General features: G+C 37.8%; 24 protein-coding genes. 19 read left to right on the plus strand and 5 right to left on the minus strand.

Annotated elements, in window-relative coordinates; genetic code table 11:
- The first annotated feature begins 295 nt into the window (after positions 1–295).
- The 3 genes from K6T82_RS04010 (at position 296) to K6T82_RS04020 (ending at position 2654) form a co-directional block, all read left to right on the plus strand.
- Positions 296–586, plus strand: coding sequence for a hypothetical protein (locus tag K6T82_RS04010; protein ID WP_099719111.1), 291 nt, complete (start codon positions 296–298; stop codon positions 584–586).
- Between the two features lie 221 nt (positions 587–807).
- A complete protein-coding gene (locus K6T82_RS04015; protein WP_144219329.1) occupies positions 808–2292 on the plus strand; it encodes a MauE/DoxX family redox-associated membrane protein in 1485 nt (494 codons plus the stop codon).
- 77 nt (positions 2293–2369) lie between these two features.
- A complete protein-coding gene (locus K6T82_RS04020; RefSeq protein WP_144219330.1) occupies positions 2370–2654 on the plus strand; it encodes a DUF6520 family protein in 285 nt (94 codons plus the stop codon).
- A gap of 45 nt (positions 2655–2699) precedes the next feature.
- On the opposite strand, the gene K6T82_RS04025 is transcribed toward K6T82_RS04020, so the two are convergent.
- Genes K6T82_RS04025 through K6T82_RS04035 form a run of 3 tightly spaced genes read right to left on the minus strand, consistent with a single transcriptional unit; the run spans position 2700 to position 9768 of the window.
- The gene (locus tag K6T82_RS04025) at positions 2700–5339 is read right to left on the minus strand and encodes an alpha/beta hydrolase family protein (protein WP_223704657.1); all 2640 of its coding nucleotides are present in this window, start codon (positions 5337–5339) and stop codon (positions 2700–2702) included.
- Positions 5340–5348: 9 nt separating this feature from the next.
- The gene (locus K6T82_RS04030; protein ID WP_144219333.1) at positions 5349–6731 is read right to left on the minus strand and encodes a RagB/SusD family nutrient uptake outer membrane protein; all 1383 of its coding nucleotides are present in this window, start codon (positions 6729–6731) and stop codon (positions 5349–5351) included.
- 10 nt (positions 6732–6741) lie between these two features.
- The gene (locus K6T82_RS04035; RefSeq protein ID WP_144219334.1) at positions 6742–9768 is read right to left on the minus strand and encodes a SusC/RagA family TonB-linked outer membrane protein; all 3027 of its coding nucleotides are present in this window, start codon (positions 9766–9768) and stop codon (positions 6742–6744) included.
- Positions 9769–10243: 475 nt separating this feature from the next.
- Between K6T82_RS04035 and K6T82_RS04040 the strand changes: the two genes are divergently transcribed.
- A complete protein-coding gene (locus K6T82_RS04040) occupies positions 10244–10621 on the plus strand; it encodes a helix-turn-helix domain-containing protein (protein ID WP_144219335.1) in 378 nt (125 codons plus the stop codon).
- 44 nt (positions 10622–10665) lie between these two features.
- Here K6T82_RS04040 and K6T82_RS04045 read toward each other — a convergent pair whose 3' ends face one another.
- Both K6T82_RS04045 and K6T82_RS04050 read right to left on the minus strand, forming a co-directional pair.
- Complete coding sequence (locus K6T82_RS04045) at positions 10666–10842, minus strand: histone H1 (protein ID WP_144219336.1); 177 nt, start codon at positions 10840–10842, stop codon at positions 10666–10668.
- A gap of 77 nt (positions 10843–10919) precedes the next feature.
- Positions 10920–12593 carry a helix-turn-helix domain-containing protein gene (locus tag K6T82_RS04050; protein ID WP_144219337.1) on the minus strand — a complete coding sequence of 558 codons (1674 nt, stop codon included), beginning with the start codon at positions 12591–12593 and terminating at the stop codon, positions 10920–10922.
- Positions 12594–12923: 330 nt separating this feature from the next.
- On the opposite strand from K6T82_RS04050, the gene K6T82_RS04055 reads away from it, so the two are divergent.
- From K6T82_RS04055 to traN, 15 genes are all read left to right on the plus strand, one after another.
- The gene (locus K6T82_RS04055) at positions 12924–13532 is read left to right on the plus strand and encodes a hypothetical protein (RefSeq protein ID WP_144219338.1); all 609 of its coding nucleotides are present in this window, start codon (positions 12924–12926) and stop codon (positions 13530–13532) included.
- Between the two features lie 334 nt (positions 13533–13866).
- Positions 13867–14736, plus strand: coding sequence for a helix-turn-helix domain-containing protein (locus K6T82_RS04060; RefSeq protein WP_144219339.1), 870 nt, complete (start codon positions 13867–13869; stop codon positions 14734–14736).
- Positions 14737–14792: 56 nt separating this feature from the next.
- Positions 14793–15986, plus strand: a complete 1194-nt coding sequence (locus tag K6T82_RS04065) for a hypothetical protein (protein WP_144219340.1) — start codon at positions 14793–14795, stop codon at positions 15984–15986.
- 197 nt (positions 15987–16183) lie between these two features.
- Entirely contained in the window at positions 16184–16645 is a 462-nt protein-coding gene (locus tag K6T82_RS04070; RefSeq protein ID WP_144219341.1) for a hypothetical protein, read from the plus strand.
- 179 nt (positions 16646–16824) lie between these two features.
- A complete protein-coding gene (locus K6T82_RS04075; protein ID WP_223704658.1) occupies positions 16825–17109 on the plus strand; it encodes a DUF4134 domain-containing protein in 285 nt (94 codons plus the stop codon).
- A 12-nt stretch (positions 17110–17121) separates the two neighbouring features.
- Positions 17122–17436 (plus strand): DUF4133 domain-containing protein, encoded by a 315-nt coding sequence (locus K6T82_RS04080; protein ID WP_144219343.1) that lies wholly within the window; start codon positions 17122–17124, stop codon positions 17434–17436.
- A 32-nt stretch (positions 17437–17468) separates the two neighbouring features.
- A complete protein-coding gene (locus K6T82_RS04085) occupies positions 17469–19940 on the plus strand; it encodes a TraG family conjugative transposon ATPase (protein ID WP_223704659.1) in 2472 nt (823 codons plus the stop codon).
- 9 nt (positions 19941–19949) lie between these two features.
- Entirely contained in the window at positions 19950–20633 is a 684-nt protein-coding gene (locus K6T82_RS04090; RefSeq protein ID WP_144219345.1) for a conjugal transfer protein TraI, read from the plus strand.
- 15 nt (positions 20634–20648) lie between these two features.
- Positions 20649–21263 carry a hypothetical protein gene (locus tag K6T82_RS04095; RefSeq protein ID WP_144219346.1) on the plus strand — a complete coding sequence of 205 codons (615 nt, stop codon included), beginning with the start codon at positions 20649–20651 and terminating at the stop codon, positions 21261–21263.
- Between the two features lie 11 nt (positions 21264–21274).
- Entirely contained in the window at positions 21275–21910 is a 636-nt protein-coding gene (locus K6T82_RS04100; protein WP_144219347.1) for a TerB family tellurite resistance protein, read from the plus strand.
- A 3-nt stretch (positions 21911–21913) separates the two neighbouring features.
- Positions 21914–23125, plus strand: coding sequence for a conjugative transposon protein TraJ (traJ, locus tag K6T82_RS04105; protein WP_186296649.1), 1212 nt, complete (start codon positions 21914–21916; stop codon positions 23123–23125).
- A gap of 12 nt (positions 23126–23137) precedes the next feature.
- Positions 23138–23758, plus strand: coding sequence for a conjugative transposon protein TraK (traK, locus tag K6T82_RS04110; RefSeq protein ID WP_144219348.1), 621 nt, complete (start codon positions 23138–23140; stop codon positions 23756–23758).
- A gap of 6 nt (positions 23759–23764) precedes the next feature.
- Positions 23765–24013: a hypothetical protein gene (locus K6T82_RS04115; RefSeq protein WP_144219349.1), complete on the plus strand. Its 249-nt coding sequence runs from the start codon at positions 23765–23767 to the stop codon at positions 24011–24013.
- Between the two features lie 4 nt (positions 24014–24017).
- Positions 24018–25307 (plus strand): conjugative transposon protein TraM, encoded by a 1290-nt coding sequence (gene traM / locus K6T82_RS04120; RefSeq protein WP_144219350.1) that lies wholly within the window; start codon positions 24018–24020, stop codon positions 25305–25307.
- An 11-nt stretch (positions 25308–25318) separates the two neighbouring features.
- Complete coding sequence (gene traN, locus K6T82_RS04125) at positions 25319–26185, plus strand: conjugative transposon protein TraN (RefSeq protein ID WP_144219351.1); 867 nt, start codon at positions 25319–25321, stop codon at positions 26183–26185.

Genomic DNA, 26185 nt, shown 5'->3' on the forward strand with positions numbered 1-26185 from the left:
CATCTTGCTGACTGCAGAAAACCGCAGTCTGAAAGCTTCTAAAAGTCTTTTTTCAGCTGTAGCAATCAGCTAAGAAAAAGCTGTCATCCCTATTAAAAATTAAAGGGAATCCATTTCAGAATCTGCTTTAAAAATCTAAAATGCACCAATTGAACAGGTTCTAGGGATTTACCTGAGAGCTAAATTAGAAAAGGCGTTCAAGCCCTGCAATCCTCCCCAAATTTTGAGTAGGGTAAATAGGGATGATACTTTATAATTTTACGGTAAGTGAAATATTAATTAAAAATGATGAAGTATGATTACAGCAAATGATGCGGCCAAGGTTTTTGATACGGTGCTGAGTATCCCTGGCATGAATGAGCCGGTGAAAATGGATTTGAAAATTTCACGAAAAAATGTGCTGCTTTTAAGCCATTTGATACAGGACGGGCTGAAGATAAGAGAAGGATCTTCGGTACTATTGGAGAGCATAAGTGAGCAGGGAAGGACAGAACTGGAGAGTCTCTCTCAAGAGTGCCTGCAAAAAGCAGGGCTTATAGAGTTGCATGAAAAACTTGCCGGAATCAGCGCCTCGATAAAAGGCTGATTTCAAAAACAATTACAATGATTTAATGCCTGCGCGATTCTTACAAAGTGCAGGCATTTATTTTTTATGCCATCTCAAATGTAAAGCTGCCTGATTTTCAAAGTTTTTGGCTTGATTTTTAAAGTATTTATGCGAAATTTCGTATTTACATTTGCAATGGATAATCAGGTAAATGATCTCTTGTCTTACGATCATAGCATAATTGATAAAACTTTCAGAACATGAATTCAAGAAGCCGTTTTAAAAATTATTTCATTGAGGCAGTCAGTCTTTTTTACATACTGCTTTTTGTATATGCTGCAATCAGTAAAGTATTGGAATTTGAAAACTTTCAGGCACAGCTTGGTCAGTCTTCTATAATAGGCGCATACGCGGGAATTGTTTCCTATAGCATAATTATCATTGAGCTTCTGGTATCAGTTATGCTGGTGATTCCAAGTTTTAAATTAAGGGGTCTATTTAGTTCATTTATTTTAATGTCTCTTTTCACTGTCTACATTTTTATCATTTTGAATTTCACTTCCAATATTCCCTGTTCCTGCGGAGGAATACTGGAAAAAATGACTTGGAAAGTGCATCTGATTTTTAATATTATTTCGCTTATTCTTGCAGGACTGGCACTATTATTTTTCGATCAAAATGGCAGAAGAACCAAATTGAGACTGGGCGCAATTTTTGTATCAGCTGCCGTCATACTTTCAGTGTTAAATATATCGTCGCAGTATTTTATACATAAAGAAAATCCGTTTATAAGGAAATTTGTGCATATGTCCTGCAATAAAGTATCTACTGCAGTTTTATACAACAAGAATCTATATTTTGCCGGCAGCGATAAGAAGACAATATATCTTGCAGACCGTCTTGCCCCTCTCTATATAACCGCCTATGATACTGCTCTTAAGATTAAGAAAAATTTTAAGATCGAGCTAAAGGATGATAAATATCCATTCCGATCCGTACAGGTGAAAATAGTGCCACCATATTTTTTAGTTCTTGATGGAACAATACCAATTATATACAGAGGAAAGATTTCTGACTGGAAAGCAGATATTCTGATGAAAGAAAGCGGCTATTATTTTTCAAATGCGGCAGTAATTGATTCTGTCCATATCGCATTCAGAACGCAAAATGAAAAATCAGGAGAAAATATACTGGGAATATTTTCTTTTAAAAACGGTCTTCAGAGCAGCCTTAATGACAGCCTTCTTGAAAAACAGATTGATGGCTTTTTCGATACTGACGGAATGATGAATTACAGCGTGGATAACAAAATTTTTATCTACCTGTACTATTATCGAAACGAATTTGTTGTTACCGATGACAAACTGCAGTTAAGGTTCAGAGGCAATACTATTGATACCAATAAAATAGCCAAATTAAAGCCGGTGTTCATTAAAGAAATAGGAAGGCGAAAACTGGCTTCACCAGATTATATAGTCAATAGGTTAAGTACTGTCAGAAGAGATCAATTATTTGTAAACTCAATGCTTTCTGGAAGGTATGAGGATAAGCAGATGTGGAAGACTACTTCCATAGTTGACGTCTATGATTTATCAAGTAAAACATACATTTCCAGCTTTTACATTTACAATGCCAATGATGGCAGAATGAGAGATATGCTGGTAGTGGATAATAATGTTTATGTGATTGCCGGAACGGAACTCTGCAGATATACACTTCAAAAGAATTTAAAAATAAAATTATAATAATTTATCGGGCCGATAGCAGGAGTAACGATTGAAAACCTGTATAAAAGAGTAGATCAAACCTAAATTATTTTATTATGAACACAATTGTAAAAATGATTCTGCCGGCAGCAGTATTTGTACTTGCCAGCGCAGGTGCTGTGGGCACCAAGGTAGAGAGAGACAATGCTTCTAAGAAAGCATTGACAACCGAGTGGATCCAGATCAATAACAATCCAAATGATTGTGAGGAAAGAGAGGTCAGCTGTACACCAGAAAACATTGCACCAATCTGTACGGCAGACAGCGATAATAAGCAGGTTTTCCGCAAAAACGCTGCTGGACAATGTAGCGTCCAGCTCTATAAATTAGATGATAATTAACTCTAAAAAATATGCGGTCTTTTTTAAAAAACGACCGCATATTTATTAAGGATTCAGATTACTTTTTTTTTCGCTTGAAGATGTTAACCATTCTTTGGGATATTCACCTTTTAAATAATAATCAAACCATTCCATTACCTTACTGTTTAGATCTTCCTGCGCATTTAAAGATAATAAAGTGTGCCCTTCATTTGGATACTGAAGCATAATGCTTTTTTTGTTCAATCTTCTAAGTGCAAGAAAAAAAGCAGTTGACTGCTCCGGTTTTACATTATTATCATTTTTGCCAGTCCATATAAGAATAGGTGTGTTTACTTTATCTGCATTGAAGACAGGTGAATTTCGCAAATAGGATTCTTTATCTTCGTAAAAAGACCCATTCATTCTGTACTGCTGATTTTCAAATCGCCAGATTTCTGCATTATTAAATTCGCTATTGACTGTAAAATAACCACGGATGTTGTCCGAAACTCCGGCACCGCTAACGGCTGCGGCAAACATACTGCTTTTGGTGATTATAATATTGGTCTCATATGCTCCGAAGGAATGTCCCATAATTCCAACTTTAGACGGATCGGCAATTCCTTTTTCAATTACATTTTTTACTGCACCTTCCACACATTGGACAGCAGATATTCCAGTATCGCCTTTCTCATAATAAATATCAGGCAAAAGCACAAAATAGCCCTTTGAAGTAAGATGTGTTATGTTAAAGCCTTGTGTACTATGGATGCTGGGAATAACATAATTATGCAGTTTATAGGAAAGCTTCTCATAGATGTAAACGATTAAAGGATACTTAAACTGCGGATTGTAATTGGCCGGATAGAATAAGGCTGCGTTAAGGGTATCTTTCTGCGCATTTTCGAAGTGAATCATCTCTGAATGTCCCCAATAAAAATTTTTCTGCTGAGCATTTGTTTGTATTACAGTTTTTGTTTCCGGTGCATTTTCTGATTTTAAAAGAAGGGAAGCTGATTTGTCAAATCTTTCAAATTCAAAACAGTATGAATCGCGATTTGCTGCTTTTCTAATATTAGAAATTCTGGCATCAGCAAATAGTAAAGGCTGAAGACCTTTTTCAGGATGCAGAATAAAATATCCAGAGGATCCTTTCTTAGTGTCATACGCTTCCAGAATATTTTTTTCTTTCAAATTAATAACAAGGCTCTTTGTGGTGGAATAGTTAAATTTGCTTTTGTTTTGCCGTAAAGGAGCGAACCTATATCTGATTAAATTTTCCTTTCCGTTAGTGAGCCTTAAAGGCTGCTTTCCATCAGTAAAAAAAAGCCAGATATCATACTTATCATATAGTAAAAGTGACCTGCCGTTGAAAGACCAGGCAAAAAATTCGAATGATTTTTTTTTTCTGTTAACAGGATCTTCCAAGCTATTCCAAGAAAAGGAAGTCTTGGGCGTAAGACTGGTGTGTTTCTTTTTTTTGATATCATATAGATACCAGATATCGTCCTTATAATAACAAATATAATTACCATTGGAAGAAAAATGCATGTATTGGTTATAGCCTGTCTGATTACTTACCAACAGCTCTTTTTCTCCCTTTGATACTTCCATAATATAATAATCTAACGGTGCAAAAAGATCGTATTGGGGCTCATGCTGCAGCATGTCTGCAACGACGGCATATTTCTGATTGCCTGTTAATGCTGCCCATGAATATTTTTCGGTGCTCAACGGATGCGCCAGCTTACTTTTAGGATACCAGACAGCCAGCAAAGGTTTGTTGTAGTTCTGTATCAGTGCTAAATTAGGATATATGTATTTATCATCATTTTTCCATATTTCTGCTACAGGATTCTGGAAACTGTTCTGCACAGCATTTTTATAGGCAAAAAATACAGAGCTGTTGTCATCAGCTATTTTCAGAGGTATACTACTGTCAGCTGTTATTATTTTATTGTTAAAGAAAGCCTGGGGAAGTGCCTTTAAAGATGAAAGCCTTTGAGAGCGACAGTCATAAAAATATAGGCAGATATTAGTGCTGTTTTCGGTATGAAAAGCTGCTGTATTTCCGTCCTTTGACCAAGTCAAGCTTTTAATTTCTGCGACAGAGTTATCAAGTATTTTTCTTTTGATAATATTTTGTTTCAAATTGATAACACCAGCCTCATAATAGCTGTTTTTTCCTAAAGAATATAAAAGAGCATTTCTTGAATTATTCATTTCAAAAACATTGGCATTTTCTATGCCCTGCAGCTTTCGTCCATTTTTATCGCGAATGACAAGTATCATAGATTTATTTAGATTGAACTCTATAGTTATTAGAAAAGAGCCATCTGATGAAAATTCATATTGTTTAACCCCAGAAATAGAAGTCACCTTTCTTTTATTTAGATTAACCAACTGGAGATTTTGCTTATTATCAAGACAAGCAAATAGCTCTTCTGAGGAAAATTTGCCCTCTAAAGATCCTGCAAATGCATACTGCTGACCTGTAAGAGTGCTTTTTACAAAAAGTGTATCCAAATGTGATTCATATCTAAGCGCATAACTTATCCATCCGGCTTTGTCCGATATTTTATCAGTGGTAAGCTTGCTCCATAGTTTATAATCATTGGTGTCGAGATGTCTTTGGATCAGATCCTGTCCCGAAGCGGGACAGGTTACTAATCCAAGTATGAGTACAGTAAAAAATCTGTACACAAGTTTTATATACTGTTTCATTTTATGGTTTTAATATCCAGGATTCTGAGGTTTCAAGAATGGGTTTGCCAAAAGTTCTTTTTCAGGAATTGGCCATAGGCTGTCCGTGCTATCCCAACCAGGTTTTATCAGTTCGAGTGCTGGATCAAGCTGGCTGGTTCTTTTAAGATCAAAGAAACGCTGGCCATATTCGCAGAAAAATTCAGATCTTCTCTCTTTTTGGACTGCAGTTACAATTTCCTCGGCAGTAATCGCATTAGTATTGGAAAGTCCTGCGTTTTGGCGTATTTTATTCAGATCTTCTTTTGCTCCTATTAGATCTCCCTGCATGGCTCGTGCTTCTGCCCGTATAAGATACTGTTCTGCAATTCTCAGTACGATGGAGTATTCTACGCTCGTCCCGGTATTTGCATTCCGTTTATATTTATAAGCATGGTACCAGACTCCTGATGGATTACTGATTGTTCTGATCCAACTTGTTCTTCGTAGATCTCCATTCTCAAATGAATTAACAAGGCTACTGCTTAATGCTCGGGTGGAGGGAGGCCCGGAATTAAAAATGAATGAGGCACCTTCATCTGCATTGTTTCCGGCTCTTTTTGGCATAAACTGCCAAATTGTAGTGGTACTGCCTTTAAGAAATATTTGGTTTAAGTTGCTCTCCCAAACGTAAATCGGATTATTGAGCACTGCTGAAGCTGCATTGGAAGCTTCTGCCCATTTCCCCTGATAAAGAAAAGTTCTGGCGAGAACGGCATAAGCTGCTGATCGATTTGGACGAACGCGTTCGGCAGAAATATATTCCATAGGAAGAAAACCGACGGCCTTATTGAGATCATTGGCAATATTTTCATATACTTTTTCGGATGGCAATCTGCCCACCTGTCTGTTTATTTCATAATTTGTTCCTGTGATGTACGGGATATCGCCGTACATGTTGAGAAGATAAAGGTGAATAAGTCCGCGTACGAAAAGAGCTTCTCCCTGTAATTTTTTCTTCTCGGCATCAGTCAGGGAAGAAGATTTCTCTGTGCCTTCTATAACCGCATTGCAGCAGTAAATCTGATGATAGCTTTCATTCCAGTAAGTTGATACAATGGCGCTTGTAGGTTCCAGACTGTTGGCATAGGGAAGTCCTGGCACGACATCCGACCCGTAATAGACCAGTTCATCGGCGTACATTCCAAGATTGGAGGATATCCCTCCTGAGAGACCGGTGAGGATTCCCGTATCACGCATTTTTGAATAAATATCGGTCATGGCGGCATTAGCTGTTGCCGGGTCTTCAAAAACTTTTGTTCCTGTCAGCTGCGAGTCCGGGAGTTCCACATCCACGAAATTCTCGCAGCCTGTAATCAGGAACGCAAACATGAACAAGGTAAAAAAGGCTATTGATGTGATTAGAATTTTCATGCTGTATGATTTAAAAAGTTAACTGTATTCCTACTGTATAGGTTTTTAGAGGAGGAAGATAGCCTGCTAGCTTAAATTCTGGATCTCCACCTTTGTAAGGGGAGAAAGTAAGCAGGTTTTGTCCCTGAAAATATATTCTGCTTTTTACGTTTTTTGAAAACGAACCTGGAATATCATAAGAAAGCGAAATGCTTTTCAGTCTAATAAATGAGGCATCCTCAAGAGCAGCATCACTGGTTTTGAACCTAGTATAAGCAGTATTTAATACGCTGTTTGTTCCAGTAGTTAATTTTTGATAATCGGCAGGGACATCTGCCGTCTGCCAGAAGTTATCCAAAGATCCCAGCTGGTTTGTGAAGCTGCCCGGCACAGCCGGCAGATAGGCAAAGGCCTGCTGCTTTACGAATTGGAAAAGGAAGTCGACCTGCAGGTTCTTATAGCGTATGTCATTCTGTATGCCACCGAAAAAATTTGGATTTAAATCAACTAAGGACTGCCTGTCGTCAATTGATGTAATCTGCCCGTCATTATTAAAGTCATAAAAGTTATATGCGCCGTTCTGCGGGTTTATGCCTACATAGTTATAAAGCTTATTAATATTTATGGAATGCCCAATTACATAACGGTTAGCATTGGAGGAACTCTCAAGGCCAGGGTATGAAAGCAGTTTGTTTTTATTGGCTGATATATTGAAAGTTGTAGTCCATTCAAAATTTTTGGACTGCATATTCACAGACCTAAAAGTAAACTCAAGACCTTTATTCTGAACCGACGCATCAAGATTTGCTGTCAGGGAAGTAAAACCTGCAGTTCCGGGGAGCGGAAGTCCGACCAGCTGGTTGGAGGAGATATTCAGATAAAGTGCCCCTGTGAGAAAAAGACGATCATTCAATAGTCCTATTTCAAGCGCTGCTTCAAATTTCCTGTTGGTTTCCCACCCAAAGTCTGCATTAAAAAGCCGGCTGGGCTGCAGGCCAGTAATTCCCTGATAAGTGTTTGCTGTTGAGGTGTACGTGTCTATGAACTGATAGTCTCCAATCTGATCATTTCCAGTTGTTCCGTAGCTGAGGCGCAGCTTTCCAAAACTTAAGATACTGCTGTTTTTTAAAAATGCTTCATTTGAGAAAACCCATGCGACGCCGGCTGCCCCAAACGATGCAAACTGTTTTCCCGATCCAAAACGGCTTGATCCGTCTCTTCTGGCAGTTAAATTTAGTATGTAGCGTCCTTCAAAATTATAATTCACGCGTGCGAACAAAGCCTGATATTTATAAATTGTCTCATCGCTGAGATCGACAACTTTCAGTGTTGCCGATGCAAGATTGTAAATGAGGCTGTTGCTTGAGAAGCCAAAGCCTGATTCAAAGCGCCTGTTGGTATTCTGGCTTTGAAATGTCGAACCTATAAGCGTCTCTACTTTTGCTCTTCCGGCATTAAAGTTCCATGTAATCTGTGGTTCAGCAATCCATGAACTTCGGAGAGTCAGATTAGTGTTCAGTACAGAACTTTTGCTATCAAGACCCAATGAAGGATTGTACATTGTTGAAGGCTGGGTAAGGGTTTCATAATTTCTAAGATCGGTATAGCCAAAATTAGCCTTTGCCACTAAATTTGCAGTAAGATTATAAGATAGTAAAGCATTGGCGGTCAGGTCATTTATTTGGGAGTGAAATTTTGACTCGTAATTGGCAAGCGGATTCTGCCATGTATTATTTTCCCAGTTAAGGTTACCGCTCTGATCAAATAATGCTGGAGCATTAGGTGCAAGCGTTCTAGAAATTCGAGTAAGGTCTGCCGCAGGCTGATAGTTTTTCTGGCTGGTGTACCCTGCTGAAAAATTGAGTCTGAATTTTTCGTCTTCCGAAATGTGGTTGTAGCTAAAATGTACAGTTCCTCTGTTGTATTTGAAATCGTCAGGAAATACGGTCGTCTCGCTTCGTGTATTTCCGCTTAGCAGAAACTGGTTTTTTTCAGATCCGCCGCTTAGGGATGCCTGCAGGTTCAGGATCTGTGCAGTTCCTCCAATGAGTTGTTTCTGCCAGTCAGTGTATCGGTTCTGGTCCCATGTTCCATTTACATCGTAGGCATTGGCAGGATAATTGGCTATTCCGTCATTAGCGAATGCCATGCGTCTCATATCCAGATACTGATCAGTATGCATTAGATCCAGCATTTTTGTGACCTTCCCAATTCCCGTTGAGGAATTTATCACTAGTTTTGTTTTTCCTGCCCGTCCTTTTTTAGTGGAGATTAATACCACACCGTTAGCTCCTCTGGAACCGTAAATCGCTGTTGCATCCCCGTCTTTTAAGACTTCAATGCTTTCGATATCTGTTGGATTTATCGAATTTAGAGGACTGGTCATTGTTGGCGACCCTCCGGATGTAAGTGTTGCTCCGAGTGTTTCCGATGAATAGGGAACACCGTCTATTATGTAAAGTGGCTGGTTGGCATCAGAGCGCAGGCTGTTCTGTCCGCGGATTTTGATTTGGAAAGCCCCACCGGGAGAACCGCTGTCTTGGATAATTTCCACGCCTGCCATTCTTCCCTGCATTGCTCCGAGAACATTTGGCGAAGACTGTTTCTCAATATCCTTTGATGTAATTTTGGCAATACTTCCGGTGCGTTCGCTTTCCTTAACTGAATAATATCCTGCATTGACGCGAACTTCCTGAAGCGTAGTGGCATCATACTGCATTCGTATATCAATAGTATTTCTTCCGTTTACAGAAGCGAAGTAAGTCTTAAATCCTATGAAGGATACAATAAGCGTATCCTTCGGAGAAGCTGCAATGGAATAATGCCCATTGTAATCTGTGATTACAACTGTATTCTTATTGCTTTTAAGGGTGATTGTAACTCCCGGGAGAGGAGAAGAACCGTCACTTACGATACCTTGAACCACATTCTGTTGATATGGGATCAATTTGGAATTTCGAAAATCTCTGGAATAAACGGTGGAAAAAGACAACAGAATGCCAGCAAAAAATAGGCAATATAGAGATCTTCCACCCTTGTAAAATGAAAAATAATTCATAATATTGGGATTGGTTAGTTAAATGGTATTTAATTGGCTAAGGTCCTCTGCTCTAGTTTGGTCGCTGCAGCTGAGGGCCATTTTTTATGCTTAATAGATAAGATTCATAGGCATTATTACATATTTAGACAGTGATGAAACGCGATTATTTCAAATAAAAAGAAGATGGCTAAGAATATAAGAGAGTAAAATAAAAAAGGCATGGAACTCATCTTACTGCCTTTGAGGTACTGGTATACCGGGGAACAATAAGTGAGCCCACGCCAATAGACGTGAGCATCTTACTTATCATCTCGTCCCCGTTAAAAATTACCAGTTTTCAAAAGCGAGATTCAAAGCGAATGCTTCAAATATTTTAATGAAGAGTCGCAAATTTACATCATTAGATGTATTGATTGTGACAAATATAACAAAATTATATATTCAATACAAATTTGTATCGAATAAATAAATCTTTTTTCCCAAATTTTACTTTATGGGAAAATCTAGTAAAATAGAGTTAAATTTAATTAATCTGCAAATCGGCTGTATTCTTCGATTAGCTAGATTAAAGCAAAATTTATCCCAGGACAAACTTGGTGGTAGAATAGATTACAGTTCAACAATGATAGGTCGTGTAGAACGTGCAGAAAGCGTAAGTGGATGGGACAAAATCTACACTATTAGCAAATATTTGAATATTAGTTTTAATTCTTTATTTATATTGAAAGATAAGGATACTTTAATTTCGATTGTTGAAGAGTCCTTTAACTTAGAAGTAAAATTGACGCAAGAAAAAATTGATTACTATAACTTTCTGAAAAAAACTTTAATAAATCAGTTCATCTTATTAGAAAAGGAACGAATAAAATAACAAAAAGCTTTCAGGAAGATGAAAGCTTTTTTTCGAAATATATTTTATTTCTTTGACTCCTCAATAGAAACTTTTCTAAACTCTTTTAAAAGTTTTTCAATTTCCAAAGATGATTTACGAGCTCTAGCTCCGGCAGCTTTAACTCCTTTTTCAGCTACTGCTTCTGATTCTGCTTTAAATGTTTCGATTTCAGCGTTGATTTTTGCAACAAGGTCTTTCATTATACAATTTTTTTAAATTAAGTGTGCAAAAGTAAAATTTTGCCATAAATGAAAACGGAATTGCTAACAAAATATTTTTACGAATTCTCTTTTTTCAATTCCTTAAGGAAATAACTGACCGAAATTCCTGTTCTGGAGTGGAATGCATTGGTGAATCGGGGAGTGGAAGTAAAACCGGCCTCCTCCGCCAGTGAGCCTATGGAGTAATTTCTATGTATGCTTGAGTTTCGCAGCAGTTCTACCAGATAATCAATTTTTAGGTCATTGATATAATCGGCAAAACGCTTGCCGCTGCGATGGTATATCACTTTTGAGAGATATTTGCTGTTAGTATTAAACCGTACAGTTAAAGTGGCTAGTGTTGCCTCTTTGTGCAGGAATTTTTTATCCCTTTCAAATTTTTCAAGGTGTTTTATTATCTGCTGTACAGTTTCCTGCGAAATATCGGTTATTTCGAATTTATCGGGTGCCTGTTTCTGTAAGCTGCTCTGTTCATTTTTTTTCAGAAGCAGATCAAATTTGATCTTATTGCGCTTTTTAGTTTCAAAGTGGTTATAGGTCCCGTAAATGACGGCAGAGAACAGAACGACAACTACGCTGATCAAAATAACATCATAATATTTCTCTTTTACAAGCTGCTGCTGTATTTTTTCTTTTTCAAGGAGAATTTCTTTTGTGTCATATTCCTTGTGAATTTTGCCCATTAGGTACTTATTGGTATCTGTTAGTACAGAATCTGCTTTTAAAAGCTGGTCTATATAATACAACTGGGATTTCAGGTTATTTTCTTTCTTGTAATATTTAATCATTAATTCAAAAACTTCTCTTAAATCCGGACGAATATAACCTTTCTCAATAAATGCTTTTTCCACCTTTTTGAAGTAAGGAACTGCTTTTGAAGGATGATGCAGTTTCCAATAATTTTTTCCAATGTAAAAATTAGCAATTGATTCATTTGCGAATTCTGTGATTCCGTTTAACTGCGGCAAGACTTCCTGAAGCAATTGTATAGATGTGTGATAATTATTTAGAAAGTACTGGTTGATTCCCTCTGAGTGCTTAAAAAATAATTCCATCTCCGGAATCTTAAGGCGCTCACATTCTTTAATTCCCATTGAATTAGTTTGGGAGCATTTACTGTAATCTCCAATCTTGTTGTAACAAACACTAAGTGAATGCAGTGAATTTAAGTAGGGGCGGGGCTGATTTTTTTTAAAATATTCAATGCAGTCATTAAAAAGAGAAATGGCCTCGTCATAAAAACCGAGATAATATTTAATCTGAGCAATATGATATTTGGTTTTGTAGATCAGGTAATCATTTTCGGTTTTGGAAATGCTTGCATTTGCCTTAATGTAATAATCATATGCTTTCACATAATTTTTCTGGCTGTAATAGACGATCCCTTTTGATAAGTCAGCTGAGCCGATCAGCTCATCGCTTTTTGATTTTGCAGCTGCGATCACCATACTGTCAGCATATTTCAAGCGAAGATTCATTGGCGACTGATGCAGTAAGTTCTGATATGCATTAACAGTCTCTTCATAATTCTTCTCCTTTTTTGCCTTATTTAAATAAGCATATAAATAAGGTGCTGCTTTCAGGCTGTCATCTTTGTATTCATAAATCCTATCATCCAGATAGCTATAACTTTTAAAAATAAGGGAATCAGGAATTCTGTTTGGAATATTCTGGGCATTTAAAGAACTAATTAGGAGTAGAAGCAGCAGTACTTGTAAATGACATTTCATAATGCATAAAAATTTTGACTTATACTCTTCTAAAGCATAAATCTGATTAATAAAAAAAATGAAGAGGTCGTTAGAGAGCAACTTTCAAAAATACTGTAAATATTTGGATTAAAACTAAATAATGTAAGAAAAATACATTATTGATTTCATGGAAATCGACAGTGGATTTTCCGAAAATCCACATACATGTTCTTGATTTATGATTTTTTGCAATTTAGATTTGCTTTGAATTCAACAGCAAAAGATTCAGTAAAGTACTGAGCAAAAGTTCTGCTGGCCCGGGTAAAATGGACTGAGACAAGTTCTCAATTAACCAAACCATTTTGCATTATGAAAAATTTACTAATAACTGGTTTAATTATTTTTTTAGGTTCATGTTCAAATGAAGATTTTGACAATTCTGATTTAAGATTGGTTTCCAGCCAAGCAATCAGCAAAGAGAAAACTGCAGATTTTAAAAATGGGTCTGCTTTAGAGGAAAATTTTAAGGAAGTTCAAGCAGGAGATTACCTACTTCTGGTTCCTGCCCAATTAGAAGAAAAGATCATTTCAGTATTAAAAACCCAACCTGGGCGAAATGAACTAAAGACTTTTGAGAAAAGCAGTTCTGTTTTAGATACAATTTCTTCTACGGAGGATCCTGTCTCAACATTATTTATAATTGTTGATGAAAGTGCACTGGGGTCATTATTGAAACTTGATTTGAAGGGGTATATAGTCAATCTCGGAAATCTTCGCGGCCAGCAGTACCACATCGTGGATGATTTTATAATTCAATACGAGATTTCAAAAAGACAGGATTCAACACTTCTAACAGATGAAAAGGAATCCATTTTATCTATTTCCTCAATTTCGGAAGCAGTTTTATTTAGTGAAAAGGACAGAAAGGACAGAGATTGGGAGACATCCACCACCAGTAGGAGTACGGGACATCAATGATGTAACGACGTGATTGAAGTTGAATCACTTCCTACTTTAATATAGTTGATTAATAATTTTCTAATCTATCTGATTTATGAAAAAGAGAGCTTTGTTTTATATTTTATTGTTCCTTTTTAATCTTTGCAGCCTTTATTTTATAATGAAGCTTTTCGCTGCTGATCAGCTGGTTCAGTACGTACTTTACGAGGACAATATAATTGAGAGTCCGAGATTAACAGCGTATATTTTATACGTCTGCTGTTTGTCTAATTTATATTTCCAGTTTTTTACATGGATGGAATATTTTTTCAAGGATGAAATCTAAATGTAGATCTAAACTAAAAGAACAAAAATGATTAGAGAAATCTTAAATACTGAGATTAAAAGCATTGAAAATGATGGTATTGATGTAATATACATTACAGACTATAGGGCAAAAAATATTGTACCGGTCCCATTTTCCATTTCAAATTTTTCAGTGCTTTTAATCAAAAGTGGTAAAATGAATATCAGATTTCATGACGAAACTAATATAGTTAATCGGAAAGATTTATTGGTAATCCCATTTAATTCCATATGCACCAAGCTTGAAGCCACGGATAATATCCAGCTATATCTTATAAGGACAAATTTTGATTTTGCATTTAATAATTGTTATGAGAAAGAGCTTTCGGATGCTTTTAGTTTTCTAATGTTAAAATCAGATCGTAAGATTAGTCTTCAGGAAACGGATTTTAAAGTTTTGTCACTTATTTATAAATTAATGTATGTATTGCAGAACAGCAATGACAAACCGGAAGTAATTACTAAGCTGCGTCGGATATGCTTTAATTTATTTATATATGAACTCAAGTTTATACATTCGAAATATAAACCCGACTTAAATCTTGACTTTTCAAGAAGGGAAAGCATTGTAATACAATTCCTGACTCTATTATCAATACATTTGAGAAAACAGCATCATGTTCAGTTTTATGCAGGAGCATTATTTATCACTCCAGGACATTTGAATAAGATGGTAAAAGAAAGCACAGGTAAAACAGCTAAAGCATTTATAATTGAAGCTCTTATCAATGTTTCAAAAAATCTTCTTACGGACTCAAGCTATTCCGTGGCTAATATTGCCGATGAATTAGAATTCAGCAGCGCTGAAAACTTTGGCGTATTTTTTAAAAGACATACCGGTATGCTGCCAACCGAATTTCGTTCTAATAAAAAGTAAGCTGCCAAAATAGCTCCTTATTCTGCCAAAGATTGTTTAATTAAAACGATAAGACGATGATTAAAATGTATCCTTTGGAATGGTTTGATTCGTTGATTATAAATTCATTTGATGCTGATAATTCTTCTGTAAAAGTATCGGAATACGAATTGGAGAATTTGAGTAAAACAATATTATCTGAATCAAAAAAAATTAAAATTCATATTAAATATTCTTTTTTCGAGCTGAAAAGTAAAAGGCAGATTAGACTTCTTATAAGAAAATATCATTCTTCATTGGTTTTTTTAATAGACAGGGTAGTAGAAATAAGAAAAATCGAAAAATTCAATTCTCCTGAATTTTTTAGAATATTTGACCTGATTGTTAGTTCCCTGGACGATTTGCTGTCATTTGTAGAAATCAGATATTCGTCCTTTATGAGTTTGGACCAAAGAGTGTCTTACAGCTATTTTTCGATTTGGAAAAAAGAAACACTTGAGGTTTTAAAGAATCTGATTAAAAAAAAAGAAAATGCCGGGGAGAATGATCCAGAATTGGAATTTGTTGTCAATCTTCTTGCTGCGCCGCTTCAAAACAGCAGAAAGAGCAAGTATACCTATCGCCAGATTTTGTATTATAGAGAAATAATCATCGAACTTGAAAAATTAAATTATCCATTTACGGAATCTGAAAGTTTTTCAAATCTTGATCTTATGCTCATAAGAATGAATTTTAATTCCAGAGAATATACCGAGAGACTGGTTAATAGAATAGGCAGGTATTTAGAAGGTTTTGAGAATTTATCTGAAAGACTTGAAAAGCTGCTATACTTCTGCAAGAAACTGTCTCAAATAAATGCGGATTTAAAATTAACCTTTAATCCATCCCAGCAGAATCTTATCTCATTTTTGGAATACTGGTTCTCCAGCGAAATCAGATTTGCTGAAAAAAAGGCTGCAATTCTAATACAGGAACAGATTGACGCTTCTGTCGGAAGTGAATTTGTGGAGAAGGCAGATTCAAAACTTGAATGTATACTTTCAGGAGATCAGATTGGACTTATTTTAAGGGCGACAGATGAGGCGAGAATTATTAAGGCTAAGTCTATGAACTACATCTTCAAAAGCATAGTACCTTACCTATCTACTCCAGTAAAGCGGAATCTTTCCTACCAGTCAGTAAGAAGCAAATCATATAATGCGGAAGAGCGCGATAAGGAAATTGCGATTGAAAGTCTTGAAAAAATAATCCGAAAGATAAAAACGTATTAAATTTCACTGTCACCTTAAATTAAAAACCCTTTAAATTCAGGCACTTTGAAAGGGTACAAAAAGGGTACAGAAAAGTTGTACTTGTAGAAAACTCATACTAATTGTTCCTTTGACTTGTAGAATAAATCCCATCAACATTTAACTGGTGGTGATTTTCATAGAGGAGGATAAAATGTTGAACGATAAAATGAGGAGCTATGTTTACAAATATTTCATGGGGCAGTTATCTGACCGCGGCTGGTATTGCTATAATTTTCTGGTATCTAATAATCTTACTGAAATTTCACAGTAGTGATTTTAAAAAAATCTTATCAGGTGAAAAGAAGCTACAAATACCATTTCTAAAAAAAACTTCTAAAAATTTACAGGATATAAAATCGATATCCGATTCATTTCCGAAATCTTTTGATACCCTTGAAGATGCGGAAAATCTATCGCAGCGTATCAAAGAAGCGGTTAAAGAAAGTGCAGAAAAACGACTAACAAAACAGCAGTTTCAAAACTACCTGCGAATTCTTCTGGATGAATATCCTTATATCAAAATTTCCTCACTCAGAGAAAACATTAACCAACTAATGGTCTTTGAATCTCAAAAGCATCCCAATCTGCTTTTAACGCTCAGCGAAGCAGACAGTCTCTGGGAAGGACCGGTATTTTAAAAAATTCAGAGGAGGAATATTCCCCGTTCTCTCTGGTGCGGTATGGCTTTATGTGACAGGAAAAATAGAGCAGCAACGGCGGTATTCCTCTTCTTTTTATTAAAGAATAACTTTAAAAATGATTTGTGATGAAAAAATGGAGATGGAAATTTAAAAGTCTTTTGAGACGATTTAGAGCTATGGGATCGTCGCTCCTGATGATTCTGGTTAGTAATGTTATTTACAGCCAGGATGGTGTGGCGGGAATCAATGAAGCCAACCAGAAAGTGAGAAGTTACTTTGATGCCGGCACTGAGTTAATGTATGCAGTAGGAGCGATCCTCGGGCTGATAGGAGCAGTAAAAGTATACCAGAAATGGAATGCCGGAGATCCTGATACCGGAAAAGTCGCAGCAGCCTGGTTTGGAAGCTGTGTGTTTTTGGTGGTAGTCGCTACTGTAATTAAATCCTTTTTCGGGGTTTAAACGATAGAGAAGATGAGTAACAGTGTTTATTCTATCAATAAAGGAATCAATCAGAGTATAGAATTTAAGGGACTTAAAGCGCAGTATATCTGGTATTTGGGTGGAGGTATTGTAGGTCTTATGATTCTGTTTGCTGCCCTGTATATAATTGGAGTGCCTTCCTTGATATGCATTGGTTTTATTGGAACGGCGGGAGGTTTTCTTGTTTTTAAAATATACAGAATGAGTAATACCTACGGAGAATACGGCATGATGAAGGCTCTGGCTAAAAAACAGATTCCAAAGTGGATTAAAGTCTACAGCAGAGAGGTCTTTATGAAGATATAGTTACAGGACGTTAATGACATAATGAAGAAAGAATGGAGAAGAGGATGGAAGAGCAGCTGCCGGTTATGGCAGTGGAGCATGATTGTATTTTATCAAAACAGGGCGATGTAACTATAGTTTTTAAGGCAGAACTGCCTGAAATTTTTACGCTGTCAGACCAGGAGTATGAAGCTTTCCACCAGTCATGGATAAAGGCGTTAAAGGTGCTGCCGAAGTTTTGTGTTTTTCATAAACAGGACTGGTTTTTGGAAAGTGCTTATAAAGCTGATTTTTTAAGTGAAGACAGCAGTTTTCTCACCAGAAGCAGTGAGCGTTTCTTTAATGAAAGACCATTTCTGGATCATTCCTGCTATATCATGCTGACCAAGAAACCGGCGGGAAGAAGAAATGCAACCTCATTGTTTTCTAATCTGCTTAGAAGTTCCATAGTACCCGAGGAAACCTTAAAACCGCAGCTTCTGCAGGATTTTGCAGATACCTGCGGCCAGTTTAAGAGAATTATGGAAGACAGCGGATTTATAAAGCTGGTGCGTCTGCAAAATGAATCGCTAAGAAGCAAGAGCAGGAGAATCGGGCTGGTAGAAAAGTATTGTTTTTTATCAGAGCAGGACGAATCATTCGTTTATAAAGATCTCAGGTTTGACGAAGGATTAGCGGTAGGGGATAAACACTGTCAGCTCTTTACTCTTGGTGATGCAGCTGATCTTCCTGGATTATGCGGATCGAGAATCAATTTTGACCGCTATTCAACCGATAAGACCAAATTCAGTATTGGTTTTGCGTCAACCCTCGGCCAGCTCTTATCCTGTAATCATATTTACAATCAGTATATCTTCATTGAGGATTCACAGAAAACCATCCAAAAGCTGGAAAGTAAGCGACTCAGGCTGCAGTCACTCTCTGCCTACAGCCGGGAGAATATGATTGCCAGGGATGCGACGAATGATTTCCTGAACGAGGCAGTATCACAGCAGAGACTTCCGGTTAAAGCTCACTTTAATATACTGGCCTGGAGCACTGATAAGGAAGACTTGAAAGAGATTAAAAATAAAGTGTCATCAGCTCTTGCGCAGATGGATGCGGCAGCAAAGCAGGAAACTGTCGGAGCTCCTCAGATCTATTGGGCTGGAATGGCGGGAAATGCTGCGGACTTTCCCATGAATGACACCTTCGACACCTTTACTGAACAGGCGGTATGCTTTCTGAATATGGAAACGGGATATAAATCTTCGCTGAGTCCCTGCGGTATTAGGCTGGGAGACAGGCTGACAGGAAAACCAGTTCATGTTGATATCAGCGATGAGCCTGTTAAGATGGGAATCTGCACCAATCGCAATAAGTTTATATTGGGACCTTCGGGCAGCGGCAAGTCCTTTTTTACCAATCATATGGTGAGAAGCTATTACGAGCAGGGAACGCATATTGTACTGGTGGATGTTGGGCACAGCTATAAAGGGCTCTGCGATATGGTAAACGGTTATTATTTCACTTACGATGAAAAGAATCCTATCCGTTTTAACCCATTTTATATTTCAGAAGGAGACAGTCTGGATACGGAGAAAAAAGAGAGCATTAAAACGCTTCTGCTTGCACTATGGAAAAAAGACGACGAAACCTTTAACCGGAGCGAGTATGTAGCACTCTCAAATGCCCTGCAGCTGTATTACGAGAAATTGGATATTAATGCAGAGATATTTCCCTGTTTCAATAGCTTCTATGATTTCCTGAAGGTGGATTTTATTTCAATTTTGGAAGGCGATAAAGTAAAGGAGAAGGACTTTGACGTGAATAATTTTCTTTATGTACTCAGGCCTTATTACGAGGGAGGCGAGTTTGATTATCTGCTGAATGCTACAGAAAATCTGGATCTTCTAAAAGAAAGGTTTATTGTCTTCGAGCTGGATAATATCAAAGACCATCCGATTCTTTTTTCAGTAGTGACCATCATAATAATGGAAGTTTTTATAAACAAGATGAGAAAACTTAAGGGTATCCGAAAAATGATACTTATTGAGGAAGCATGGAAAGCACTGATGAAGGAAGGTTTTGCAGATTACATTAAGTATCTTTTTAAGACCGTGCGTAAATTCTTCGGGGAAGCGATAGTGGTAACTCAGGAGGTGGAGGATATTATTTCTTCACCAGTGGTCAAGCAGGCCATTATCAACAACAGCGACTGCAAGATCCTTCTGGACCAGAGCAAATATCAAAATAAGTTTGACCAGATTCAGGAGCTTCTGGGACTTACAGACAAAGAAAAGGCACTTGTACTTTCTGTAAATAAAGCCAATGATCCAGCCAGGAAATACAAAGAAGTGTTTATCTCCCTGGGAGGGATGCTTTCAAAGGTCTATAGAACCGAAGTTTCGCTGGAGGAATACTTAGCTTATACAACAGAGGAAAGCGAGAAAGTGAAAATGAATGCCTATGCGAAGAAGTTTGGCGGGGACATAAAGAAAGGAATAGCCGCAATGGCTCAGGATATGAGAAATGGAATTAAATGAAAAGGAATAATGAAAAAGAAATTAATTGTCGGTTTAGTCTGCCTGCTGCTGGTAAGCACCTCGGCAAGACCTGCTGAAAAAGTTGCGGTATTGCCGATACTGGAAATTGTAAAAGCTGTTACGAAAAAGGTGATTAAAGCCATTGACCTGAGAATCCAGCGGCTACAGAATAAAACGATCTGGCTTCAGAATGCACAGAAGCAGGTGGAAAATGTACTTTCCAAATTGAAGCTCGATGAGATCTCCGACTGGACTCAGAAACAGAAAGATCTTTACAAAGGTTACTATGAAGAACTCGCAAAAGTAAAGTCAATTATTACCTACTATCAGAGGATAAGAGAGATTACCAGAAAGCAGACACAGCTTGTTCAGGAATATGAAAGAGCCTGGAATCTTTTTAAACAGGATACCCATTTTAAAGACAGTGAAATCCAGTATATGGAGCGCGTTTATACAGGAATTCTCGAGGAAAGTATGAAGAATATCGACCAGATTTTTTTGATTCTGGATTCTTTTGCCACACAGATGAGCGATCTCAAACGTCTTGAAATCATCAATAAGGCTGCTGATCAGATTGATGAGAACTACGATGACCTTACAATGTTTAACCAGCAGAACATACTGCTGAGTCTTCAGAGGGCCAAAACAGAAGCTGATGTTAAACAAGTGAAACAATTTTACGGAATTCCATAATTCAATAAAAAAAACATGAAAAAGATAGCTGTACTACTAATAACGCTCTGTGTTTTTAATCAAAGTATGAGCGGGCAGGCAAAGCAGAGGAAGGAACTTTTACTGCAGATAGCCGCGCTTCAGGTTTATATCGACTACGCAAAGAAAGGATATTCGGCAGTATCAAAGGGGCTTAATTTTATAGGTGATGCTAGAAAAGGAGAGCTAAACCTGCACGGTGATTATTTTACCTCACTTTTAAAAATCAATCCAAAGGTTAGGAATTATTATAAAACTGTTGAGATCATTTCCATGCAGTTTAAAATAATGAAACTCTGTAGAAAGACTTTGGCAGATCTTAAGACTGTTGATTTGTTTCATGGTAATGAACTGGACTATATAGAGAGGTCTTTTGAGAAACTTCTTCAGAACTGCAGCCAGACTCTCGACCAGGTGCTTGTTATTACCACCGATGCAGAACTGGAACTAAAAGATGACCAGAGGCTTGAGCGCATTGATCTCCTGCACAAAACTATGCTGGAGGATTATAATTTTTGTCTTTCTTTCTGCAGCGATGCCAGACTGCTGTCGATTTCAAAATCTGCAGATAAAAAGGATTCTAAGAATGTTGATGAATTATATGGATTATAAATTAAGCTACTATGAAAAAGATTTTGATTTTGACAATATTGATCACTTTGTTAATGATTCCAGTTAAATCAATGGGGCAGTCAGCAGAAATTCAGCAGCTGATTTTGAATATCGAAAAGCTATCCCAGTTCAAGAAAATTCTCAGTGATATGAAAAAGGGATATGAGCTGCTTTCAGGTGGATACAAAACGGTGAAAGATATGACTGAAGGAAACTTCAGCCTGCATAAAACTTTTCTAGATGCACTTATGCAGGTAAGTCCAGCGGTAAAGAATTACAAAAGGGTAGCAGAGATAGTAGAATATCAGATTTCAATAGTCAAGGAAAGCCGCAACGGAATGAACCGATTTATAAAAAGCGGAAATTTCAGCGGACAGGAAATAAATTACTTTGAGAAAGTTTACGGAAACCTGCTTAATCAGAGCCTGCGAAATCTTGATGAACTTACTATGGTCATAACAGCTGATAAGCTCAGGATGTCGGACGACGAAAGACTAAAGGCAGTTGACGATATCTATGAGCAGATGCAGGATAAACTGCTTTTTCTCAGAAACTTTAATACCACATCGAACGTGCTGGCTCTTCAGAGATCAAAAGAGAAAAATGATGTTTATGTCTCAAAGAGTTTTCAGGAATTTAAAGAGTAGAGTATGAAATGTTTATTAAACAAAAAAGCAGTTTGTGTGATGCTTATCATATTACTGCTTCCTTACAGAATAATAGCGCAGGGACTTGGTGATGATATGAGTAGTCTTCATGGGGTCTTAGACCAGCTTTATGATGAAATGATGCCATTGTGTTCTAACCTAATTGCTGTAGGGCAGGGAATAGCAGGCTTTGGAACTATATGGTATATAGCTTCAAGAGTTTGGAGGCATATTGCAAGTGCAGAACCTATCGATTTTTATCCGCTCTTCCGTCCCTTTGTAATAGGATTCTGCATTATGATTTTTCCGTCGGTCCTGGCACTTATTAACGGAGTTATGAAACCAACTGTTACAGCTACTGCAGCTATGGTAACAGGCTCTAACAATGCAGTTGCTGTTCTGCTTAAAGAGAAAGAAAAAGCAATTAAAGAAACCGATCCATGGAAGATGTATGTCGGGACTGCAGGAACGGGTGATCGTGACAGATGGTATAAGTATACGCATGACGGTGCTGATCCATCTGATGAGAGCATGCTCGCAGGCATAGGCAATGATGTAAAATTTGCCATGGAAAAAGCTTCTTACAGTTTTCGGAATTCGGTCAAGGAATGGCTGAGCGAGGTGCTGAGGGTTTTGTTTGAGGCCGCGGCCTTATGCATTGACACCCTTCGCACATTTCAGCTGGTGGTGCTTTCTATTTTAGGGCCACTGGTGTTTGGAATCGCAGTATTTGACGGTTTCCAGCATACGCTGACTGTCTGGCTTGCCCGATATATCAATATTTATCTGTGGCTTCCCGTGGCCAATATTTTCGGGAGCATAATCGGAAAAATTCAGGAGCTGATGCTTAAACTGGACCTTTCGCAGGTGCAGACAACAGGCGACACTTTTTTCAGCAGGACCGATATGGCATATTTAATTTTTATGATAATTGGAATCATAGGCTATTTTACTGTGCCTTCTGTGGCCAATTACATTGTTCATGCAGGCGGAGGAGGAGCTCTGGGGCATAAAGTGACAAGCATGTTTGGCAATTCAGCTAATTCTGTTGTGAGGACTTCTTCAAATGCTGCGGGAATGGCCGCCGATGCGATGGGAGATGCGGATCGGAGAATGACCAGCAGCATGGCTGCGACAGCGGGAAGCAGTCCATATTTCCAAGATAAAGGAAATTATATGAATGACAGGCTAAAAGGAAATTCCAAACAGACTTAAAACCAACATCTCATGTTTACGAAAATGAAGAATATAGATACCGCTTTCAGATATGTAAGGGGTTTCACAATGCTTGTAATTGCTGGCTGCATCATAATAAGCTGTTACGCTGTCTACAAAAGTTTTCAGACAGTCAGCCTGATGCAGGATAAAGTATACATTCTGGCAAACGGAAAAGCGCTGGAGGCTTATGCTTCGGAAAGAAAAGACAATATTCCTGTGGAAGCCAAGGATCATGTAAAGACCTTTCACAAGTTTTTCTTTACCCTTGATCCTGATGATAAGGTAATCAAAACCAATATTACAAAAGCGCTTTATCTGGCTGATGACAGTGCCAAACGGATTTATGATGACCTGAAGGAAAACAATTTTTATTCCGGCATCATATCGGGGAATGTAAGCCAGACCATCCAGATCGACAGCGTGAGTATTGATATCCGTGAGTATCCCTACCGCTTTAGGTGTTATGCCCAGCAGAGTATTATCCGCACTACCAGCATTATGAAAAGAAGCCTGCTTACCGAAGGTGCGCTCCGCAACGTATCAAGAAGCGACAATAATCCGCACGGTTTTCTTATCGAACGCTTCAATACTATTGAAAATAAGGATATCTCGGCTGAAACCAGAAAATAAAAATGTATGAAATCCTTATTTAAAAAACGGACTGAGCCTTTTGTGTATCACAAGTATTATCTGCTGCTGCAGAAAAGATGGGCAGAAAAAATGCAGAGAGCCACAGCTGGGCGCTCTAAAAGGAAACTGACTTGGGGACTTATGTTCTTTACGGTTCTGGCATCGGGTTATTTAATTTATAACCTGTACAGGACCTTTAAAGAATCCGGGGTTCCAGCAGTTTCAAAAATTAAGATAATCAACTTAAAGAAATAAAATTATGCAAGAGAAAATAGTATCTCCAAAGGAATCTAAAAAAAGAAAGATGCTTTTAATGCTGCCTCTTATAACATTTCCGTTTCTGACATTCCTATTCTATACCTTAGGCGGAGGACGGATTGAAGCTAAAACAGCAGAGAGCGCTGAAAAGAAGGGATTTAATTTTAACCTGCCCCTTCCTAAATTTAAAGAAGACTCGGCACTGGATAAGATGAGCTATTACGACCAGGCGGCAGCTGATTCGATAAAACTGCGGGAGCTGATAAAAAAAGATCCCAACTATTTTGATAATAAAGCCTCGGAAGAAAAAGCAGATTCTTTTTCTACAGGCGATTTTGAATCCCGAATGCTTCCAAAAAACAGATCGGCTTTTAATTCGCAGTCTTTTCAGGACCGCAATGAACAGAAGGTTTATGAGAAGCTCAGGGCTCTTGAAAAAGTAATCAGCCAGCCTTCTGTTCCGACTTACGGTCAGGACATGAGGGAATTTGAGAATTACGGCACTTCTAAGGGTGAATCAGAAGAAATCAGGAAGCTGGAAGGGCTTATGTCAGCGATGAGCGCACCGCAGGAAGCTGACCCGGAACTTCAGCAGCTAGGCGGTATGCTCGAAAATATTTTGGATATACAGCATCCGCAGCGCGTGCAGGAAAGACTTAAGCAGACATCTGACAGCAAAAAAGGAAAAGTATATTCAGTACAGAAAAAAGCAGCAGAGAATAACATAAGCTCACTCCAGCGCAATGCCGATTCGCAGTCCTTATTGAAAACAAATGCATTTTATTCTCTGGATGAAGCGCCGCCTGCTGAAGAAATGCAAAACTCCATTGAAGCGGTTGTGAATCAGACCCAGACCATTGTCAATGGCTCAGTGGTTAAATTAAGGCTTATGAATGATATTTTCCTGCAGGGAACAATTATACCCAAGAATACTTTTCTGTATGGGATGGCGGCTTTAAAAGGGGAGAGGCTGGAGGTAAAGATCACAAACATCCAGTACAATAATTCAATATTTCCTGTCGATCTGGCTGTATATGATATGGACGGCATTGACGGCATCTATATTCCCGGAACGATCAGCAGGGATGTTGCCAAATCTTCGGCCTACCGATCCATTCAGACTCTAGGTATTAGCGGTATATCTGATTCATGGGGAGCGCAGGCAGCAGGTATGGGCATCGAAGCGGCCAAAAGTCTAATGAGCAAAAAGGTAAAGCTTATAAAAGTAGTGGTTAAGGCCGGTTATCGTGTGCTGCTGTATGATGAAAAACAAAAGAATTTAAAACCTTAAAAAAGCGAAAAATGAAAAGAGCGGATTATTTGTTTTTAATAAGCTGGATGCTGATCTGCGTTTCGGTGTATCCTCAGGCAAACGGAAAAAAAGGAAATATCTTTTACGAAGACCAATATTCGAATCTGCAGATTGGCTTTTCCAAAACAACAAGCATCGTTTTTCCTTATGCAATAAAGAGCATTGATAAAGGGAGCGCAGACGTGCTGGTTCAGAAAGCAAAAGGCGTTGAGAATATAGTGCTTGTCAAAGCGGCAAGGCAATATTTTATCCAGACCAATCTGACAGCTGTCACCTCTGACGGCCGATTGTATGTGTTTGTGCTAAACTATAATGATGAGTGCCCGGATCTAAACATTAATGCTGAAAATGCATTGGCGGCAAGCAGGGATGTGCTGTTTTCTGTAGAGAACGACAATCAGAAAAAAACTGAAAAGTGTGCTTTACTCGCGTTATCCAAAAAGAAAAAGACCAGCGGATTAAGAAAATCCAAATATCAGATCAGACTGGAGGTAAACGGCATCTTTATACATCAGGACGTTTTATATCTGCGTGTTGTTTTTGAAAACAAATCAAAGATTAACTACGATATTGATCAGTTTCGTTTTTTTATCAGAGACCAGAAGAAGTCAAAACGCACCGCATCGCAGGAAATAGAACTGCAGCCCTTGTATGCAACTTCATCTTCTTCTGTAATTCCTTATAAGTCTGAAATAATAAAAGTTTATGCGCTGGAGAAATTTACCATCCCGGAGAATAAGTATCTGACGCTTCAGATGATTGAAAAAAACGGCGGAAGACATTTGGAAGTGGATATTAATAATAATCTGGCTGATAAGGTAATTCCGATTACAGAATTCAGTATCGACACTTTTTAA

Source organism: Flavobacterium potami, assembly GCF_020026915.1.
In the GTDB taxonomy this organism is placed as follows: domain Bacteria; phylum Bacteroidota; class Bacteroidia; order Flavobacteriales; family Flavobacteriaceae; genus Flavobacterium; species Flavobacterium potami.

Excerpts from the sequence above, each read along its gene's own strand:
- traN (WP_144219351.1), top strand. The coding sequence starts at position 25,319 with ATGAAAAGAGCGGATTATTTGTTTTTAATAAGCTGGATGCTGATCTGC.
- K6T82_RS04055 (WP_144219338.1), top strand. The coding sequence starts at position 12,924 with ATGAAAAATTTACTAATAACTGGTTTAATTATTTTTTTAGGTTCATGT.
- K6T82_RS04080 (WP_144219343.1), top strand. The coding sequence starts at position 17,122 with ATGAGTAACAGTGTTTATTCTATCAATAAAGGAATCAATCAGAGTATA.
- K6T82_RS04045 (WP_144219336.1), bottom strand. The coding sequence starts at position 10,842 with ATGAAAGACCTTGTTGCAAAAATCAACGCTGAAATCGAAACATTTAAA.
- K6T82_RS04085 (WP_223704659.1), top strand. The coding sequence starts at position 17,469 with ATGGAGAAGAGGATGGAAGAGCAGCTGCCGGTTATGGCAGTGGAGCAT.
- K6T82_RS04070 (WP_144219341.1), top strand. The coding sequence starts at position 16,184 with ATGTTTACAAATATTTCATGGGGCAGTTATCTGACCGCGGCTGGTATT.
- K6T82_RS04015 (WP_144219329.1), top strand. The coding sequence starts at position 808 with ATGAATTCAAGAAGCCGTTTTAAAAATTATTTCATTGAGGCAGTCAGT.
- K6T82_RS04040 (WP_144219335.1), top strand. The coding sequence starts at position 10,244 with ATGGGAAAATCTAGTAAAATAGAGTTAAATTTAATTAATCTGCAAATC.
- K6T82_RS04035 (WP_144219334.1), bottom strand. The coding sequence starts at position 9,768 with ATGAATTATTTTTCATTTTACAAGGGTGGAAGATCTCTATATTGCCTA.
- K6T82_RS04065 (WP_144219340.1), top strand. The coding sequence starts at position 14,793 with ATGATTAAAATGTATCCTTTGGAATGGTTTGATTCGTTGATTATAAAT.
- traJ (WP_186296649.1), top strand. The coding sequence starts at position 21,914 with ATGAAATGTTTATTAAACAAAAAAGCAGTTTGTGTGATGCTTATCATA.
- K6T82_RS04050 (WP_144219337.1), bottom strand. The coding sequence starts at position 12,593 with ATGAAATGTCATTTACAAGTACTGCTGCTTCTACTCCTAATTAGTTCT.
- K6T82_RS04115 (WP_144219349.1), top strand. The coding sequence starts at position 23,765 with ATGAAATCCTTATTTAAAAAACGGACTGAGCCTTTTGTGTATCACAAG.
- K6T82_RS04060 (WP_144219339.1), top strand. The coding sequence starts at position 13,867 with ATGATTAGAGAAATCTTAAATACTGAGATTAAAAGCATTGAAAATGAT.
- K6T82_RS04095 (WP_144219346.1), top strand. The coding sequence starts at position 20,649 with ATGAAAAAGATAGCTGTACTACTAATAACGCTCTGTGTTTTTAATCAA.
- K6T82_RS04075 (WP_223704658.1), top strand. The coding sequence starts at position 16,825 with ATGGGATCGTCGCTCCTGATGATTCTGGTTAGTAATGTTATTTACAGC.
- K6T82_RS04020 (WP_144219330.1), top strand. The coding sequence starts at position 2,370 with ATGAACACAATTGTAAAAATGATTCTGCCGGCAGCAGTATTTGTACTT.
- traM (WP_144219350.1), top strand. The coding sequence starts at position 24,018 with ATGCAAGAGAAAATAGTATCTCCAAAGGAATCTAAAAAAAGAAAGATG.
- K6T82_RS04100 (WP_144219347.1), top strand. The coding sequence starts at position 21,275 with ATGAAAAAGATTTTGATTTTGACAATATTGATCACTTTGTTAATGATT.
- K6T82_RS04030 (WP_144219333.1), bottom strand. The coding sequence starts at position 6,731 with ATGAAAATTCTAATCACATCAATAGCCTTTTTTACCTTGTTCATGTTT.
- K6T82_RS04090 (WP_144219345.1), top strand. The coding sequence starts at position 19,950 with ATGAAAAAGAAATTAATTGTCGGTTTAGTCTGCCTGCTGCTGGTAAGC.
- K6T82_RS04010 (WP_099719111.1), top strand. The coding sequence starts at position 296 with ATGATTACAGCAAATGATGCGGCCAAGGTTTTTGATACGGTGCTGAGT.
- K6T82_RS04025 (WP_223704657.1), bottom strand. The coding sequence starts at position 5,339 with ATGAAACAGTATATAAAACTTGTGTACAGATTTTTTACTGTACTCATA.
- traK (WP_144219348.1), top strand. The coding sequence starts at position 23,138 with ATGTTTACGAAAATGAAGAATATAGATACCGCTTTCAGATATGTAAGG.